Source organism: Curtobacterium ammoniigenes NBRC 101786, from assembly GCF_001571045.1.
In the GTDB taxonomy this organism is placed as follows: domain Bacteria; phylum Actinomycetota; class Actinomycetes; order Actinomycetales; family Microbacteriaceae; genus Curtobacterium; species Curtobacterium ammoniigenes.
Map to the genome: position 1 here is coordinate 475,422 of NZ_BCSV01000001.1, position 16,606 is coordinate 492,027.

Annotated in this window: 11 protein-coding genes; 5 read left to right on the top strand and 6 right to left on the bottom strand. The window is 69.2% G+C overall.

Annotation, left to right across the window (positions count from 1 at the left end; translation table 11 throughout):
- Complete coding sequence (gene valS / locus CAM01S_RS02120) at positions 1-2,607, bottom strand: valine--tRNA ligase (protein WP_066515578.1); 2,607 nt, start codon at positions 2,605-2,607, stop codon at positions 1-3.
- A gap of 308 nt (positions 2,608-2,915) precedes the next feature.
- Between valS and CAM01S_RS02125 the strand changes: the two genes are divergently transcribed.
- A complete protein-coding gene (locus tag CAM01S_RS02125; protein ID WP_083527648.1) occupies positions 2,916-4,508 on the top strand; it encodes an MFS transporter in 1,593 nt (530 codons plus the stop codon).
- On the opposite strand, the gene CAM01S_RS02130 is transcribed toward CAM01S_RS02125, so the two are convergent.
- From CAM01S_RS02130 to CAM01S_RS02145, 4 genes are read right to left on the bottom strand one after another with little or no spacing between them, the layout of a single operon-like run.
- Positions 4,505-6,163 carry an ABC transporter ATP-binding protein gene (locus tag CAM01S_RS02130; protein WP_066515586.1) on the bottom strand — a complete coding sequence of 553 codons (1,659 nt, stop codon included), beginning with the start codon at positions 6,161-6,163 and terminating at the stop codon, positions 4,505-4,507. The two genes, CAM01S_RS02125 and CAM01S_RS02130, sit on opposite strands and share 4 nt — an antisense overlap.
- Complete coding sequence (locus CAM01S_RS02135) at positions 6,160-7,011, bottom strand: ABC transporter permease (RefSeq protein WP_245631504.1); 852 nt, start codon at positions 7,009-7,011, stop codon at positions 6,160-6,162. The genes CAM01S_RS02130 and CAM01S_RS02135 overlap by 4 nt, the downstream gene beginning before the upstream one ends.
- A complete protein-coding gene (locus CAM01S_RS02140) occupies positions 7,008-7,940 on the bottom strand; it encodes an ABC transporter permease (protein WP_066515592.1) in 933 nt (310 codons plus the stop codon). Before CAM01S_RS02140 ends, CAM01S_RS02135 begins: the two co-directional genes overlap by 4 nt.
- Positions 7,941-7,943: 3 nt before the next feature.
- Positions 7,944-9,614 (bottom strand): ABC transporter substrate-binding protein, encoded by a 1,671-nt coding sequence (locus CAM01S_RS02145; RefSeq protein WP_066515596.1) that lies wholly within the window; start codon positions 9,612-9,614, stop codon positions 7,944-7,946.
- A 31-nt stretch (positions 9,615-9,645) separates the two neighbouring features.
- Here CAM01S_RS02145 and CAM01S_RS02150 point away from each other — a divergent pair, with 31 nt between their 5' ends.
- The gene (locus CAM01S_RS02150) at positions 9,646-10,263 is read left to right on the top strand and encodes a TetR/AcrR family transcriptional regulator (protein WP_066515598.1); all 618 of its coding nucleotides are present in this window, start codon (positions 9,646-9,648) and stop codon (positions 10,261-10,263) included.
- Here the strand turns inward: CAM01S_RS02150 and CAM01S_RS02155 are convergent.
- Positions 10,229-11,233 carry a cation diffusion facilitator family transporter gene (locus CAM01S_RS02155; RefSeq protein WP_066515601.1) on the bottom strand — a complete coding sequence of 335 codons (1,005 nt, stop codon included), beginning with the start codon at positions 11,231-11,233 and terminating at the stop codon, positions 10,229-10,231. The genes CAM01S_RS02150 and CAM01S_RS02155 overlap by 35 nt on opposite strands.
- Positions 11,234-11,504: 271 nt before the next feature.
- Between CAM01S_RS02155 and ileS the strand changes: the two genes are divergently transcribed.
- From ileS to CAM01S_RS02170, 3 genes are read left to right on the top strand one after another with little or no spacing between them, the layout of a single operon-like run.
- A complete protein-coding gene (gene ileS, locus CAM01S_RS02160) occupies positions 11,505-14,780 on the top strand; it encodes an isoleucine--tRNA ligase (RefSeq protein ID WP_066515604.1) in 3,276 nt (1,091 codons plus the stop codon).
- The gene (locus tag CAM01S_RS02165) at positions 14,777-16,192 is read left to right on the top strand and encodes a bifunctional folylpolyglutamate synthase/dihydrofolate synthase (RefSeq protein WP_066515608.1); all 1,416 of its coding nucleotides are present in this window, start codon (positions 14,777-14,779) and stop codon (positions 16,190-16,192) included. The genes ileS and CAM01S_RS02165 overlap by 4 nt, the downstream gene beginning before the upstream one ends.
- The gene (locus CAM01S_RS02170; RefSeq protein ID WP_066515613.1) at positions 16,189-16,599 is read left to right on the top strand and encodes a DUF4233 domain-containing protein; all 411 of its coding nucleotides are present in this window, start codon (positions 16,189-16,191) and stop codon (positions 16,597-16,599) included. Before CAM01S_RS02165 ends, CAM01S_RS02170 begins: the two co-directional genes overlap by 4 nt.
- Positions 16,600-16,606: the final 7 nt, after the last annotated feature.

A 16,606-nucleotide genomic window follows, 5' to 3' on the forward strand; every position in this document is an offset into this window, starting at 1 on the left:
TCAGGCTGGCAGCTCAGCCAGCTCGATCTCCGTCACCGCAAGCTCCTCGCCGTCCCGGAAGGCGAGATTCTCGATCCGACCGACCGCTGCAAGATCGACGGCCGCCCGCTCGAGCAGCGCGCGAGTCTCGGCCGGAGCGAGCACCACAGCCCGGCGGACCGGTGTCTTCTGAGACGCCTTTGCCGCCGTCTTCCCGCCGCGAATTCCGACGAGCGCCTGTCCGACCGCTTCGAGCAGCCCCGATGGCGTCGCGTCGACCGGCAGGTCGGCTCCAGTCGGCCAGGAGGCGCGGTGCACGCTGGTCTCGTGCGTCCACCGCCAGACGGCTTCGGTTGCGAACGGGAGGAACGGCGCCAGGAGGCGCAGGAGCACGTCGATCGCGGCGCGGAGCGCGAGCACGGCGCTGGTCTGGCTCTCGAGCGTCGATTCGATCGCCGTGCCGTACGCACGCTCCTTGACGAGCTCGAGGTAGTCGTCGCAGAACGTCCAGAAGAACCGCTCGGTGACCTCCAGCGCGCGTGCGTGGTCGTACTGGACGAATGCCTCGGTGGCTTGGCGGACGACGACGCCGAGCGCTGCAAGCATGTCGATGTCGAGCGCCTCGGTGACCCCGGTCTGCGTGGGCTCGGCTGCGCCTGCCGGCAATGCAAAGCCGTAGACGAACTTCGCGGCGTTGAGCACCTTGATCGCGAGTCGACGACCCACCTTGATCTGCTTCGGATTCTGCGGGTCGAACGCGGCGTCCGTCCCGAGCTTTGACGAGGCGGCCCAGTATCGAACGGCGTCAGCGCCGTGCTGCTCGAGGATCGAGAGCGGGGTGACGACGTTCCCCTTCGACTTCGACATCTTCTTCCGGTCGGGATCCACGATGAACCCGGAGATGGAGGCGTTCCGCCATGGCACCTCGTCATGCTCGAGCTGGGAGCGGAGGACCGTCGTGAACAGCCAGGTGCGGATGATGTCCTGTCCCTGCGGGCGCACGTCATACGGAGACACCATCGCGAAGAGGTCTGGGTCGGTCTCCCACTTGCCGGCGAGCTGCGGCGTGAGCGAGGACGTGGCCCACGTGTCCATCACGTCGACCTCGCCCTGGAACCCGCCGGGCACGCCGCGCTGGTCCTCGGAGTAGCCGGGAGCTGCGTCGGATGACGGGTCGACCGGGAGGCTGTCCTCCGACGGCACGATCGGCGCGTCATACACGGGGTTGCCGTCTGCGTCCAACGGGTACCAGACCGGAAGCGGCACGCCGAAGAATCGCTGCCGGGAGACGAGCCAGTCGCCGGAGAGTCCGGCGACCCAGTTCTCGTACCGCACCCGCATGAAATCGGGGTGGAACGCGATCTCGGCGCCGCGGTCGAGCAGCCGCGCTTTCAGCTCCGCGTCGCGGGCTCCGTTCTTGATGTACCACTGGCGTGTTGAGACGATCTCGAGCGGCTTGTCGCCCTTCTCGAAGAACTTGACGGGATGCGTGATCTGCTTGATGTCGCCGACGAGTTCGCCGGACTCGGTGAGCGCGTCGACGACGACCTTCTTCGCCGAGAAGACGGTCTTTCCGGCCATCTCGGCGTACACGGCCCGGCCGCGCTCCGAGGTGATCGCTTCGGGTGCGTCGCTGACGATCCGGCCGTCGAATCCGATGATCGACCGGTTGGGCAGCTGCAGCTCGCGCCACCACACGACGTCGGTGGTGTCTCCGAACGTGCAGATCATCGCGATGCCGGCGCCCTTGTCCTGCTGTGCCAGGTGATGCGCGAGCACGGGCACTTCGACATCGAAGAGCGGCGAGCGCACGGTCGTGCCGAAGAGGTGCTGATAACGCTCATCGTCGGGGTGCGCGACGAGCGCGACGCACGCCGGCAAGAGCTCCGGGCGCGTCGTCTGGATCACGACGTCGCCCGAGCCATCGGTTCGATGGAAGGCGAGGCCGTGATAGGCGCCCGGCTGGTCTTTGTCTTCGAGCTCGGCCTGGGCAACGGCCGTGCGGAACGTGACGTCCCACAGCGTCGGTGCGTCCGCCTGGTATGCCTCGCCGCGGGCGAGGTTTCGCAGGAACGCGCGCTGTGCCGCGGCACGGGAGGTGTCATCGATGGTGCGATACGACTGGGTCCAGTCCACGGAGAGTCCGAGCGTGCGGAAGACGTGTTCGAACTCTTTCTCGTCCTCGACGGTCAGCCGTTCGCATAGCTCGATGAAGTTGCGCCGTGAGATCGGCACCTGGTCCGCAGCTTTGGTGCTCTTGTTGTCTCCACCTTCGAACGGCGGGGTGAAGTCGGGGTCGTAGGGAAGCGACGGGTCGCATCGGACGCCGAAGAAGTTCTGCACGCGGCGCTCGGTCGGGAGGCCATTGTCGTCCCACCCCATCGGGTAGAAGACGTGCTTGCCGCGCATCCGTTCGAACCGGGCCTTGAGGTCGGTGTGGGTGTACGAGAACACGTGGCCGATGTGCAGCGAGCCGGAGGCGGTCGGCGGCGGTGTGTCGACCGAGAACACGGAGGCGCGCGTTGCCTCCGAGCGATTGAACCGGTAGGTGCCCTCGGACTCCCACATCGGCGCCAAGATCTCCTCGAGCCCGTCGACGGTCGGTTTGTCGGGAATGGACGCGGTCATGGGCTGGCCTCTCGCTCGATATGGGCGGCACCGTGTCGATGGGTACCTGATGTCGCGCGCGCTGCGCGTGCAGTCAGGATAGCGCTGAACGCGGCAGGGCAGGGCAGGGCCGGGCCGGGCAGGGCAGGGCGGGCCCGCCAGGGCGGGCTCGGCCAGGGCGTATCGCCATCCAATATTTCTGGTCGCGCGCTCAGCTGGTAGGCTGTCGGGGTTTGTTCGGCGGGCCTCCAGGTCAGTCCGCACAGCGCAATGGCCGCGTCCCCCGGGCACCGAGGCATCCACCTCGGTATCGACCCAACCGGAGGACCATGAGCTCGACGAACCCGAATCGCCATTCCGATCGCACCGTGCGGCCGCCCCGCCGGCCGCCGCTCGCGCCCGCACGCCGAACGCTCACCGAGCGCGATGTCACGGTCGTCGAGGAGCCGCTGCTGAAGCGTGCGGTTGCGGCTGCGGCCCTCGGAAACGCGATGGAGTGGTTCGACTTCGGAGTGTTCGCGTACCTCGCGACGACGCTCGGTCAGGTGTTCTTCCCCTCATCCGATCACACGGCGTCGACGCTCTCCGCGCTCGCCACGTTCACCGCGGCCTTCATCGTTCGGCCGATTGGCGGAGCGTTCTTCGGGCCGCTCGGCGACCGCATCGGTCGGCAGCGGGTGCTCGCCATCACGATGATCCTGATGGCGCTCGGCACGTTCGCGATCGGTCTTCTGCCCGGGTATCGCCAGATCGGGCTGTGGGCCGCACTGCTCCTGCTCTTGGCGCGTCTTGTGCAGGGGTTCTCGACTGGTGGTGAGTACGGCGGGGCTGCCACGTTCATCGCTGAGTACGCACCGGATAAGCGCCGGGGCTTCCTCGGTTCGTTCCTCGAGTTCGGGACGCTCGCCGGATACGTCCTCGGTGCCTCGATCGTCACCGGGCTGCAATTCGGGCTGTCGCACGACGCAATGCTGCAGTGGGGCTGGCGGATCCCATTTCTCATCGCCGGCCCACTCGGTGTTGTCGGCCTGTACCTCAGGCTGAAGCTCGAAGAGACACCGGCGTTTCAGAAGCAGCAGGAAGCAGCGGCCGAGCGTGAGCGGGCGAAGACGCCTCTGCTCCGACTCTTCGCCGAGCACTGGGGCGCGCTCCTCGTCTGCATCGGTCTCGTCCTCGTGTTCAACGTCACCGACTACATGCTGCTCTCGTACGCGCCGACCTATCTCACGGCGCTCGGCGGCTCGGCGACGACGGGCCTCCTGCTCATCGTCGTGGTCATGCTGATCATGATGGCGGTGATCACCGTCGGGGGCAGGCTGTCGGACCGGTTCGGTCGCCGCCCCGTGTTGTTCGCGGGGTGTGTCGCGTTCTTCGTGCTCTCGTGGCCCGCGTTCCGGATGATGCAGTCCGATTCCGGGGTCCTCGTGTTCCTCGGGCTGCTCCTGCTCGGGCTTTCCCTCATCACCTTCACGTCGACGATGCCGTCGACGCTGCCAGCGCTCTTTCCGACCATCATTCGGTACGGAGCGCTCTCGGTCGCATTCAACGTCTCGGTATCGCTGTTCGGAGGCACGACGCCGCTGTTCACGGAGGCCTTGGTCGCCGCGGCCCACAACGCCAATCTCGCTTGGGCCAGTGACATACCGGCGTTCTACCTGATGGCCGCTGCCCTCATCGGATTCGTCGCCGTGCTGTTCACCAAAGAGACCGCATCGTCCCCCCTGATGGGCTCGGGCCCGACCGTGAGTTCCGAAGACGAGGTCGAGGCCATCTTGGCGGAATGGAAGGACCCTGACTCCGACCTTGCACGGTCCGAATGGGGCCAGGGCTTCGCCACGAGCGAACTGGAGGTCGTCGCGCTCGGCACTGACCTCGCGGACTCCTCCGAGTCCGCCGCTCCCCGCGGCTCCCGGCAGCCCTAGCCGCCGCGCACAGGCGCGCCGTCCGCGAGGAGTCGGGCATCGCGCACCAGCCCCGCGGTGACCGGGTGGGCTGGGTGCGTGAGCACCTCGGACGTGGGTCCGCGCTCAACCACGCGACCACCATCGATGACGAGCACATCGTCGGCCATACGTCGCACGACCGCCAGATCGTGCGAGACGAACACCATCGCGACGCCGGTCGTCGCGCGGAGCTGTTCGAGGAGGTCCAGCACAGCATCCTGAACGCGGGCGTCGAGCGCGGTGACCGGCTCGTCGAGGATGAGGAGGAGCGGCTCGGTCGCCAGTGCGCGAGCGATCGCGAGTCGTTGCCGTTGACCGCCCGAAAGCGTTCGGGGGGAGCGCGGGCGCATCGCCGGATCGAGGCCCACGCGGCGCAGCGCCGCGTCGACCGCGGCATCCGACGGCGGCAGGTCGGACTCCGAGCGCCGGGCGCCGGCCGCGGGTGAGCCGCGGCGGCCACGCCAGGTTCGCGCTGCAGGGTCGCTGTCGACAGCGCGCGCCCGTCGTGCTCGCCCTCCGCTCAGTGCGTCGACGATCACCCGTTCGACCGACCATCGTGGATCGAACGTGGCAGCTGGATCTTGGACGACTGCTGCGATGCGCGAGCGTCGACCTCGCCGATCCCGCTCCGGCAGCGGCAGCCACGGCTGTCCGGCCAGTTCGACGGTGCCCCTGGTCGGTTCGGTGAGTCCGAGCAGCACCCGTGTGAGCGTCGTCTTGCCGGAGCCAGACGCGCCGACCACCCCGAGGACGTGCCCTGGGCGGACCTCGAACGATACGTCGGCGAGCACAGGCCTGCCGCCGAGCTCGACCTGCAGCGATGCTGCGCGGAGCACGCATTCCGCGGCATCCGCTCGTGCCGCTGCCTGAACCGCTGCCGGGGGAGCGAGCGCGGCGGGCACGTTGACGATCCGGGTCGAGCGCGTCGCGCCGGTCGGGGGGACGAGCCTCCCGGCGCGGATCTCGAGGACACGATCCGCCCAGCCGTCGACGAGCGCGTCGTCGTGCGTGATCACGAGCAGTCCTGCGCCGCGCGACTGTGCGTCGCGAAGCTGCCGCATGACCCGGAGCGCGACCGAGGCGTCGAGGGCGGTCGTCGGCTCGTCGGCGATGATCAGTGCCGGGTCCGTGACGATCGCGGCCGCGATGAGGGCGCGCTGGCGCATTCCGCCCGAGAGCGCGCCGGGGAGTGCGCCGTTCGTCGCGAGCTCGGCATCGAGCCCGACGCTGCGCAGCGCCTCGCGCACCCGGGTGCGCCGATCGGCCGCGGAGCGCTCGGTGTGGAGCCGAAGTGCGTCCTCGATCTCGCGCCCGACGGGGCGCAGCGGGTCCAAGGCGCCCAGCGCCTCCTGACCGACGTAGCCGACGAGTCGGCCCCGCACGCGCCGCCACGCGCGCTCATCGGCGTTCCTGACGTCGGTGCCGGCGATCTGCAAGCTGTCGGCCTCGACGCGAACCGTGGGGTCCGACAGACCGAGGATCGCTCGTGCGGTCACGGTCTTGCCCGATCCGGATGGGCCGACGAGCGCGACGCATTCGCCGGCAGCGACCGTGAGGTCGATCCCCTCGACGAGTGCCTGATCGCCGACCGTCGCCCGCAACCCCGACACGATGAGCGGCGCTGTCGCACTCACGACGGTGTTCCCAGACGGCGGAGTGCGCGGCCGAGCACTGTCGCGGCCACAGCGAGAACGACGATGGCGCACCCCGGAAACGTCGACATCCACGGTGCCGTGAGGAGGTACGTGCGTCCGTCGGCGAGCATCGCACCCCATTCCGGTGCCGGTGGCGGCGTGCCCACGCCGAGGTAGCTGAGCGCGCTCGCCCACACCACCGCCTGCCCGACGCCGAGGGTTGCGACGGCGACCACCGGCCAGAGCGCGGCCGGGAGGACGTGCCGCATGACGATGGTCCGCCGACGTCGGCCCTGGAGGACCGCCGCCTCGACGACCTGTGAACGGTCCGCGCGCCGCACGAGGCCGCGAACGATGCGGGCGTATCCGGGCGTCGTGGCCAGGCCGACCGCGATCGTCGCGGGCACCGCGCCGGGGCCGGTCACGGCGATCACGACGAGCGCGACGAGGAGGATCGGCAGGGCGAACCCGACCTCCATGGTTCGGCCGATGACGGCGTCGAGCAGGCGGCCGGCGCGTCGATCGCTGGCGAGCCCTGCAGCGAGCCCGAGCGCGCACCCGATTCCGCCGCCGATGACGGTGGCGACCGCGCCGACGACGAGTGACGGCCGTGTTCCCGCGACCACGCGCGCGAGGACGTCGCGACCGGACTCGTCCGTCCCGAACGGATGCGCCGGACTGGGCGGGAGCAGGGAAGCCGCAGGGTGGACTGCCAGCGGATGCGCGCCTCCGAACGCGCCAGGAACGACCGCAGCCGCGATCGCGACCGCGAGCACCGCGCCCGCGACGAGCCCGGTCGGCCCGAGGAGTCGGACGAGCGGGAGGCCCGTCATGCGTCGGCCGCTCACGTCGCGCTCCGTAGCCGCGGATCGACCGCCCGTTCGACGAGGTCGGCAGCGGCGAGGACGACGACGTACGCCAGCGCGGAGACGAGCGCGATCCCCGTGACCAGCGGCATGTCGCGCTGTTCCACCGCGGTGACGAGCGCTCGGCCGATCCCGGGGAGCGCGAAGACCGCTTCGACCACGACGGCGCCGGATACCAGGGATCCGAACGCCCACGCGCTGAGGGCGATGCCGGGCAGTGCGCCGTGTCGAAGTGTGTGGCGGGCGAACAGGCCGAACCGCGATTCACCGCGGGCTCGGGCAGCGACCGCGAACGCGGTGGACTCGGCATCGATGATGCCGTCGCGAATGGTCTGCGCGAGGTACCCGGCGACCGGTACGGCGACCGTGATCACCGGGAGGACCCAGCCGGCCGCGGTTCCGTCGCTGACGGCCGGAAGCCACCCGAGACCGGTGGCGAACAGCACGATGAGGACGCTGCCGAGCCAGAAGTGCGGGGCGACGCTCGCCGTGATCTCGATGCCGCCGCTGATCGCGCGCGCGACGCGGCCGCGCTGGGTCGACCACCACGCTGCGATGAGCGCGAGCACCCACGCCGCCGCCAGGCCGGCGACCGCAAGCGTCAGGGTGACGGGAAGCTCCACGGCGAGGAGGCTCGCCACGCTGGTGTGGAAGGTGTAGCTGTCCCCGAGCTGGCCCGTTGCGAGGCGACCGAGAAACACCGCGTATTGCACGATGAGCGGCCGATTCAGTCCGTACTCGACGCGAACGTGCTCGACCGCGGCAGCAGAGGCCTGCGATCCGGGGCCGCCGAGGATCGCCTGGGCTGGGTCACCGGGGATGAGTCGGATCGCGATGAACACGATCGTGGCAACCGCCCACAGGACGAGGACTGCGCCGCCCGCACGTCGAACGAGCCACCGCAGGGTCATCGGTCAGCGCGAGATCCAGGCGGACCCGAACTCGGGAGTGGACACCGACGTCGTGCTGATCCCGTGCACGCTCGACCGGACGAGGAACTCGTTCCGCTGGTCGTATAAAGGCAGCACGGTGTGGCTGCTGAGGATGAGCTGTTGCGCCTGCTTGTAGAGGGCCGCGCGCGCCGTCGGATCGGCGGTCGCATCTGCTCGCTGGAGGAGGCTGTCGAGCGCCGGCTCGTCGAGCTGCGCGAGGTTGGCGAAGTAGCCGGAGGGCGCTGGCTTGATGCTCGCGCTGTCGTACAGGATCCGGAGCACGTCCGGGCCGACCTTCGTGTACGGGGCGCTGACGACGTCGTACTTGTTCGCTGCGAGCGCCGCGTACCAGCTGGACAGGTCGAGGTCCTCGATGTGCACTTGGAAGCCAACCTGCTGCTCCGATGCCTGGATCTGCTGGAAGAGACTCTGCTCCGCCGGGATCGACTGATTGGTCGACACCGGGAAGGTGACCGAGAGTGGCTGCCCGTTCTTCATCCGGACGCCGGTCCCGGAGCGCTTCCATCCGGCCGCGTCGAGCAGGGCATTGGCCGTGGCCGGGTCGTACCCGAAGAGCGACTTGTCGGCATACGCATCGGGCTCCACGCTGGAGAGCACCGAGTATGAGCGGTGCACCGTGCCGAGATAGAGCGACGCGATGCCGGGATTGATGTCGGCCGCGGCGATGAACGCCTTGCGGACGGCCGGGTCCGTGAAGACGCCGTGCCCGGAGTTGAGCTCCAGACGGTCCGATGCGCCGGGGCGTGGCGCATTGAGGACCGTGATCGGCCCGTTTGCACGCGCGGCGTGCACCTGGTCGGGTTGCGGGTTGTCGATGACGTCGACCTGGCCGGACTGCAGTGCCGCGTACCGCGACGTCGAGTCCGGGATGAACCGCCAGACGATCGACGCCAGGTGCGGGCGCGCGTCCCCGGAGCCGAGCGGGGTGTAGTGCGCGTTGCGTTCGAGCGTGATCCGGTCGCCGTGCTTCCAGCTGGTCACGATGAACGGCCCGGTGCCGACGGGCGCGGCGCAGTTCGCCGCCTGTGTCCGTGCGAGCGCCTTGGGTGACTCGATCCCGACCCAGGGCTGCGAGAGCGATTCGAGGAGCGCGCTGTCCGGTCGGCTGAGCGTGAAGGTGACCGTGTGTGCGTCTGTCGCAGTCGCCGTGGCGATTGCTCCCAGTGCGAGATACCCGGTACTGGAGGCTGTGGTCGGGTCCTGGACGTGCTGCACGTTCCGAACGACCGCTGCGGCGTCGAACGGGGTGCCGTCGCTGAACTGCACGCCGGTGCGGAGGTGGAATGTCCACGTGAGCCCGTCGGCGCTCGTCGACCAGGAGGTGGCGAGAGCCGGGTGCGCGACGCGATCGTTGCCCATGCTGACGAGCTCTTGGATGTACTGCGAGGCGAGGAGCGCTTGCGGGTAATTGCCGCCGACGTGCGGGTCGAGGCAGGTCGGCTCGGCGTCGCCGGAAGCGTAGGTGAGCGTGCCGCCGTTCGTCGGTGTCGCGGATGCTGCGCCGCTGCCGGTACCTCCAGGAGACGAGCAGCCGGCGAGTGCAAGCGCACTTGCAACGAGTCCGATGCCGATGGCGGCGAATCGAGCTCGGCGACGGGCGGGGCGGCGTTGTTGAACTCGGTCCAGAATCATGGCTGTGCGAGTCTACCGGCAAGATAGAGGCATGGATGACGGGGAGGACCAGCGTCAGGGCGCGCGCCGCGGGGGTCGGCCGCGTGCCGCGTCGGCCCAGGTGCTCGCCGACGCGGCCGCCGAACTCTTCCTCGAACAGGGGTACGGCCGGACGACCGTCGACCAGATCGCCGCCCGTGCCGGCGTGAGCCGCGCGACCTTCTTCAACTACTTCGCCGCGAAGTCCGACGTGATGTGGCTCGACCTCGACGCCGCCGTGCACGACATCCCGTCGCTCCTCGCGGACAGCACCGAGCCGTCTCCGGTGCGCGCCGTCGAGGCGGCGCTCCTCGCAGCAGCCCGCGAGCACGACCCCGGCCGCGTGCCGTGGGCGATCGGGCAGGCCGATGTCATGCACGTCGGGGAAGCGCTCGTCGAGAGCGTTGCGGCGCGGATCATGGCGCAGCACGACACGATCGCCCGATTCGTCGCCGAGCGCACGGGCGAGTGGCCGGGCGCACTCTGGCCGCAGACCGTCGCCGGGGCGATGCTCGGCGCGGCGGCGGCCGCGTTCGGAGTGTGGGTGCGCGACGGCGTTCGGCGCGGGCCGCTCGTCGAGTACGTCGGTGCGGCGCTTACGCCGGTTGCTGCCGGGCTTGACGCTCGCTGACCGCGCCGCGGGGCTCGAGGCTTTCGTCGTCTGGGAGCGACAGCGTGAGGATCGCCTCTTCCACGTACGGGTTCTCCTCGATGCGCCGCTCGGCGGTGCGGAGCAGGACGGCGACGTCCGCTTCGGGGCGGTTGCCCGCGAGGTCGACCGCCGCGACGAGGAAGACCTTGCTCGGTCCGATGAACTCGAGATGCAGGTAGGTGACGCGCTCGATCGTGTCGTGTCCGAGCAGCTCGCCGAGAACGGCGTCCCGCACCTGTGGCGATGTCGTCTCGCCGAGCAGGAACCGGCGGTTCCGGTCGATGAGCACGACCGCGACGACGCCGAGGAGCACACCGACAGCGATCGACCCGACGGCGTCGTAAACCGCTGAGCCCGTGAGCTGGTGGAGAAGGACGCCAAGGAACGCGATCGCGAGGCCGACGAGCGCTGCCGAGTCCTCAGCGAACACCGCACGCATCGTCGGATTCGACGACTGGAGCACGTGTCGCAGCAGCGGCACCTTGCGTGCGCTGGCCGCACCGTGCGCCTGCCGGTAGGCCTGCAGGAAGCTCGTGCCCTCGAGTGCCGCTGAGACGCCGAGGACGATGTAGTTGAGCAGGACGTCCGACGAGGCCTCACTCGCTCCGAGCTCGTGGATGCCGTTGTAGATCGAGACCACCGCCCCGGCGGTGAAGAGCCCGAACGCGGCGAACATCGACCAGATGTAGGTCTCGCGCCCGTATCCGAGCGGGTGCGCGGCGTCGCGCGGCTTGGCGCCCCGGCGCTCCGCGACGAGGAGGAGCACCTCGTTGCCGCTGTCCGCCCAGGAGTGGGCGGACTCGGCGATCATGGAAGCGGACCCGGACAGCAGGGCTGCGACAGTCTTCGCGATCGCGATGAGCAGGTTCGCCGAGAACGCGATCACGACCGTCAGGAGGGACTCGGACTGCGGTTCGCGCTGCTGGGGTCCGCGCTCGGGCTCGGGCATGCCGTCCAGTCTGCTCCCCACGCTAGGATCGGTGTCACGAGCATCGATCCGGCCATCACCGGGGAGCTTCCGGAAGAACGCGGCACCGCCAGCGGGGTCGTCAGTAGAACCGGACGGGTTCGGGTCCGTCACCATCCCGACGACGAGCGGCTGCTCGCGAACCCCGGACGTGCCTCCGGGCCGTGAGCAGCAAACGAGGTGGTACCGCGGAATCTCCGGATTTCGTCCTCGTGGACCTGAACCGACGAATTCGATCCACGCGAGGCTCTCGATGCGCTACCCCTTGAACTCCGACGCCGACGGCGTCGTTCCGTCGCCGCGCTTTCCCGAGGTCGAGGAGCGGATCCTCGCGTTCTGGAAGGGCGACGACACCTTCCGTGCCTCGGTGGAGCAGCGGAACGGCTGCGACGAGTGGGTCTTCTACGACGGGCCGCCCTTCGCGAACGGGCTGCCGCACTACGGGCATCTGCTGACGGGCTACGCGAAGGACGTCTTCCCGCGGTACCAGACGATGCGCGGCAAGCAGGTGCATCGCCGGTTCGGCTGGGACACGCACGGTCTGCCCGCCGAGCTTGAAGCGATGCGCCAGCTCGGGATCACCGAGAAGCGCGAGATCGACGCGATGGGCGTTGCCACGTTCAATGCGGCAGCCAAGCGGTCCGTCCTCCAGTACACGCAGGAGTGGGAGGACTACGTCACCCGGCAGGCGCGCTGGGTCGACTTCGAGAACGACTACAAAACCCTCGACGTCACATACATGGAGAGCGTGATCTGGGCGTTCAAGCAGCTGTGGGACAAGGGCCTCGCGTACGAGGGGTTCCGCGTCCTGCCGTACTGCTGGAACGACCAGACGCCGCTGTCGAACCATGAGCTGCGGATGGACGACGACGTCTACAAGCAGCGGCAGGACCAGTCGGTCACCGTCGCGTTCCCGCTGCGTGGCGACCGCGCCGCGGCGCTCGGGCTGAGCGGGGTCCGTGCGCTCGCCTGGACGACGACGCCGTGGACCCTGCCGACGAACGCGGCGCTCGCCGTCGGGCCCGCGATCGACTACGTCGTGGTGCCCACGGGGCCCGCTGGCGCGGCGGACGGAACGGAGGCCGGGGCCGGGTCGTTCCTGCTCGCTGCGGCCACGCTCGCCGCGCACGCGAAGGACCTCGGGTACGCGACGCCGGAGGACGCTGCCGCTGCAGTGCGCAGGACGATCGTGGGCGCGGACCTGCGGGATGTCGAATACGAGCGACTCTGGGACTTCTACGCCGGCTTCGACGGGATGGAGCACGCCTGGCGCGTGCTCGTCGCGGACTACGTCGAGACCGGAGAGGGCACCGGCATCGTGCATCAGGCTCCCGCGTACGGTGCCGACGACCAGGAGGTCTGTGCGGCGGCAGGCATCCCGACGATCCTGTCGCTCGACGACGGCGGAGTCTTCCTGCCGCAGGTCGACATCGTCGCGGGGCAGCTTTGGTCCGACGCGAACAAGCCACTCACGCAGGCGGTGCGCGCGATGGGCCGACTGCTCCGTGTCGCTTCCTACGACCACAGCTATCCGCACTGCTGGCGGTGCCGGAAGCCGCTTATCTACAAGGCGGTGTCGAGCTGGTTCATCCGGGTCACGGCCATCCGCGACCGCATGGGGGAACTCAACCAGCAGATCACCTGGGTGCCGGAGAACGTCAAGGACGGCCAGTTCGGCAAGTGGGTCGGCAACGCGATCGACTGGTCGATCTCGCGGAACCGCTACTTCGGGTCGCCGATCCCGGTGTGGAAGTCGGACGACCCCGCCTACCCGAGGGTGGACGTGTACGGATCGCTCGCGGAGCTCGAGCGCGACTTCGGCGCGCTCCCGCGGAACGACGACGGCGAGCCGGACCTGCACCGCCCGTTCATCGACGAGCTGACTCGCCCGAATCCGGACGATCCGAGCGGTCGTTCGACGATGCGGCGCATCACGGACGTCTTCGACGTCTGGTTCGACTCGGGATCGATGCCGTACGCACAGGTGCATTACCCGTTCGAGAACGCCGAGTGGTTCGAGTCGCACAATCCGGCCGACTTCATCGTCGAGTACATCGGCCAGACGCGCGGCTGGTTCTACGTCATGCACGTGCTTGCCACCGCGCTGTTCGACCGGCCGGCGTTCAAGAACGTGATCAGTCACGGGATCGTCCTCGGGTCCGACGGTCAGAAGATGTCGAAGAGCCTGCGCAACTACCCGGACGTGTCCGAGGTGTTCGACCGTGACGGCGCGGACGCGATGCGCTGGTTCCTCATGTCCTCGTCGGTGATCCGGGGTGGCAACCTCGTCGTGACCGAGGAGGGCATCCGCGAGGCGGTTCGCCAGTTCCTGCTGCCCCTCTGGTCCACGTACTACTTCTTCACGCTGTACGCCAACGCATCCGCACCGGAGGCCGGGGGTGCGTCCGAGACGTCCGGATACGTCGCCGAGTGGCGCACCGACTCGACCGACGTGCTCGACCGGTATCTACTCGCGAAGACCCACGACCTGGTGTCGGACGTGCAGGAGCATCTCGATGCGCTCGACACGCCGCTCGCAGCCCAGGCGGTGCGCGACTTCGGTGACGTCCTGACGAACTGGTATGTGCGCCGCTCACGCGACCGGTTCTGGGTGGGCGCGAACGCTTCGGCCGCCGCGAAGGACGCGTTCGACACGCTGTACACGGTGCTCGAGACCCTGTGCCGCGTTGCTGCACCGCTCGCACCGCTCGTCACGGAGGAGATCTGGAAGGGGCTCACGGGGGGCCGCAGCGTGCATCTCACGGACTGGCCGTCCGCCGCATCGTTCCCCGCCGACCCCGCACTCGTGGCGGCCATGGATCGCGTTCGCGACGTCGCGTCGAAGGGCCTGGCGCTCCGGAAGGCGACCGGCAACCGCGTGCGCCTGCCGCTCGCGACGCTCACGGTCGTCGTGCCGGACACGGCGTCGATCGAGCCCTTCGCGGGCATCCTCCGCGACGAGCTCAATGTGAAAGCGGTCGTCCTCGACGCACTCGCGGAGGAATCGCTCAGCGCGTACGGCATCGAGCGCAAGCTCACGGTGAACGCCCGCGCGGCCGGTCCGCGGATCGGCAAACTCGTGCAGCAGGTCATCCCCGCCGCGAAGCGCGGCGACTGGGCTGCCACGGCGGACGGCGTCCGCGTCGGCGGTGTCGATCTCGTCGCGGGAGAGTTCACGCTCGATCTGACGGTTGCCGATCCGGACAGCGCCGTTGCCTTCCTCGACGACGGGGGCTTCGTCGTCCTCGACACCGTCGTCACGGACGAACTCGCCGCGGAGGGCTTGGCGCGCGACGTGATCCGCGCCGTGCAGCAGGCGCGTCGCGACGCCGAGCTCGACGTCAGCGACCGGATCGCGGTCTCGCTCGGAGCCGATGAGGTCGCCGCTGCGGCCATCCGTGCCCACGAGACGCTCATCGCGGAGGAGACGCTCGCGCGTAGCCTTGTCGTCGGTGCGCTCGCCGCCGACACGGGCGCCGTTCGCGTCGGGGACGGCGCAGCCGTGACTGTGGAGGTGACCCGCCTGTGACGACCGAAGACCCCGAGGTGCAGCGCGTCGAGCAGGCGCTGTACGCGCGGATCGGCGAGCAGGCGCCCGAGCATCGGCTCGGCGCGACGCGGCGCGCCGTCGAGCTCCTCGGGGACCCGCATCTCTCGTATCCGGTCATCCATATCACCGGCACGAACGGCAAGACCTCTACCGCACGGATGATCGAGAGCATCGTCCGGGCGCACGGTCTTCGCACCGGCCTCATGACGAGCCCGCACCTGGTCTCCATTCGCGAACGAATCGTCATCGACGGCGAGCCCATTTCGGCGGAGCGATTTGTCGCGAACTGGGACGACATCACCCCCTATCTCGACATGACGGACCGGGAGCTCGTCGAGCGCGGCGAACTGCCGCTGACCTTCTTCGAGGCACTGACGGTTCTGGCGCTCGCGGCGTTCGCGGACGCTCCGGTCGACGTCGCCGTCGTCGAGGTCGGCATGGGCGGCGAGTGGGACTCCACGAACGTCGTGCAGGGGCAGGTCGCCGTGATCACGCCCGTCGCCATGGATCACGCGAAGCAGCTCGGTTCGACGATCGCGGAGATCGCCCGCACCAAGTCGGGGATCATCAAGCCGTCAGCGTCGGTGGTCAGCGCCGTGCAGGTTCCGGAGGCGCTGGCCGAGTTGGTACGGGCCGTGGAGCTCACCGAGTCCACGCTCGCGCTGGAGGTCGACGCGGCCGCTTCGGCGGGTGCTGACCTGCCCCCGGCCTTCGAGGACGGTCGAGCGGGCCGCCGGTTCGGTGTCCTCGCGGACACCCCTGCGGTGGGCGGCCAGCTCATCAGCGTGCAGGGCATCGCCGGGCGCTACGACGATGTCTTCGTGCCGCTGTTCGGTGCGCATCAGGCGCACAACGCGGCGGTCGCGATCGCTGCGGTCGAATCGTTCCTCGGCCGCGGCACGCAGCCCCTCGATCCGGAGGTGCTCGAGGAGGGGCTCGCGGCGGCGACGAGTCCCGGCCGTCTCCAGCCGATCGCGCGGAACCCCACCCTCGTCGTCGACGCCGCCCACAACCCGCACGGCGCGACGTCCCTCGCGGCCGCGCTGCCGATCGCATTCCCGTCGGGACATGTTGTCGGACTCATGGGCATCCTCCGGGAGAAGGACGCGCGCGGCGTCATTCGCGCACTCCGCGATGTGATCGACACCTTCGTCGTCACTGAGCCGCCCGGGCCGCGCGCGCTGAGCGCGGACGAGTTCGCGGCGATCGTCGTCGACGAGGTGGGCCAGGATCGTGTCGTGGTCGAGCCGACGCTCGCGTCCGCCGTGCAGACGGCCCGTGAGCTTGCCGATGACGCGGACGCCGACGACGCGATGGTGGTCGTCGCCGGGTCGATCGTGCTGGTCGGTGCGGTCATGGAACTCGTCGCCGATGAGGACTCGGACGCATGAGCGCACGGTCGATCAGAGCGCGGCGGCCGCGCAGCCGGCGTGAGGCTGGGGCGCGGGAGAGTCTCCTCGCGATCGTCCTCATTCTCGAGGCCGTGATGTTCTTCTTTCCGATGATGGTCGTCTTCGGGAAGCACGAATTATCTCCCGGACTGGCGTTCGGGGGAGGGATCGGAGCGATCGTCGTCCTCGCGATCGCCTCGCGGCTGGTCAGATTCCCGGCCGGTGTATGGTTCGGATGGCTGCTCCAGGCGGCGATCCTCGTGACGGGCCTTATCGAGCCGTTCATGTATGTCGTCGGCGCGGTGTTCCTCGCGCTGTGGATCTACTGCTTCGTCAAGGGCGGCCAACTCGACCGGATGAACGCCAGACGACGCGCCGCAGCGGAGGCCGAGCCTCCGTCCGCCTGATAAGTCA

Excerpts from the sequence above, each read along its gene's own strand:
- ileS (WP_066515604.1), top strand. The coding sequence starts at position 11,505 with ATGCGCTACCCCTTGAACTCCGACGCCGACGGCGTCGTTCCGTCGCCG.
- CAM01S_RS02140 (WP_066515592.1), bottom strand. The coding sequence starts at position 7,940 with ATGACCCTGCGGTGGCTCGTTCGACGTGCGGGCGGCGCAGTCCTCGTC.
- CAM01S_RS02155 (WP_066515601.1), bottom strand. The coding sequence starts at position 11,233 with ATGCCCGAGCCCGAGCGCGGACCCCAGCAGCGCGAACCGCAGTCCGAG.
- CAM01S_RS02170 (WP_066515613.1), top strand. The coding sequence starts at position 16,189 with ATGAGCGCACGGTCGATCAGAGCGCGGCGGCCGCGCAGCCGGCGTGAG.
- CAM01S_RS02150 (WP_066515598.1), top strand. The coding sequence starts at position 9,646 with ATGGATGACGGGGAGGACCAGCGTCAGGGCGCGCGCCGCGGGGGTCGG.
- valS (WP_066515578.1), bottom strand. The coding sequence starts at position 2,607 with ATGACCGCGTCCATTCCCGACAAACCGACCGTCGACGGGCTCGAGGAG.
- CAM01S_RS02125 (WP_083527648.1), top strand. The coding sequence starts at position 2,916 with ATGAGCTCGACGAACCCGAATCGCCATTCCGATCGCACCGTGCGGCCG.
- CAM01S_RS02145 (WP_066515596.1), bottom strand. The coding sequence starts at position 9,614 with ATGATTCTGGACCGAGTTCAACAACGCCGCCCCGCCCGTCGCCGAGCT.